This is a genomic window from Wenjunlia tyrosinilytica (genome assembly GCF_014646055.1).
Lineage (GTDB): Bacteria > Actinomycetota > Actinomycetes > Streptomycetales > Streptomycetaceae > Wenjunlia > Wenjunlia tyrosinilytica.
In genome coordinates, this window is the sequence record NZ_BMMS01000161.1 from 1 (window position 1) to 651 (window position 651).

Genomic DNA, 651 nt, shown 5'->3' on the forward strand with positions numbered 1-651 from the left:
GACCTGGGTGGCGAGTACGGCCGCCTGAATGCGCCGCTCGACGCCGAGTTTGGCCAGGAGGCGGGAGATGTGGTTCTTGACGGTCTTCTCCGACAGGAAGAGCTGCCTGCCGATCTGCCGGTTGGTCAGGCCGTCTCCGATGAGCGCGAGGATCTCGCGCTCGCGTGCGGTCAGGTCGGCGAGCCGTTCGTCCTCGGGTTCGGTCTCGTCGTCGTGTCCGCGCAGGCTGTTCATCAGGCGTGTGGTGGTGGCCGGGTCGAGCATGGAGCGGCCGGTGGCGACGGTTCGGATGGCGGTGACCAGGTCGGAGCCGTTGATCTGTTTGAGGACGTATCCGGCCGCTCCGGCCATGATCGCGTCGAGCAGGGCGTCGTCGTCGTCGAACGAGGTGAGCATCAGGCAGGCGATGCCGGGCATGCGTGAGCGCAGCTCGCGGCAGACGGTGATGCCGTCGCCGTCGGGCAGGCGCACGTCCAGGACCGCGACGTCGGGGCGCAGGGCGGGACCCCGCGCCAGAGCGTGGTCGATGGTTCCGGCCTCGCCGACGACGGTGATGTCCGGCTCGGAGTCCAGCAGGTCGAGGATGCCGCGCCGGACCACCTCGTGGTCGTCCAGCAGGAAGACCCGGATCGGCCTCTCCCGCGAGAACTC

The 651-nt window shown here is 69.3% G+C and carries 1 protein-coding gene; it reads right to left on the reverse strand.

Annotated elements, in window-relative coordinates; genetic code table 11:
* A partial coding sequence (locus tag IEY86_RS36035; RefSeq protein ID WP_308425219.1) for a response regulator occupies positions 1 to 651 on the reverse strand: 651 nt, incomplete at both ends.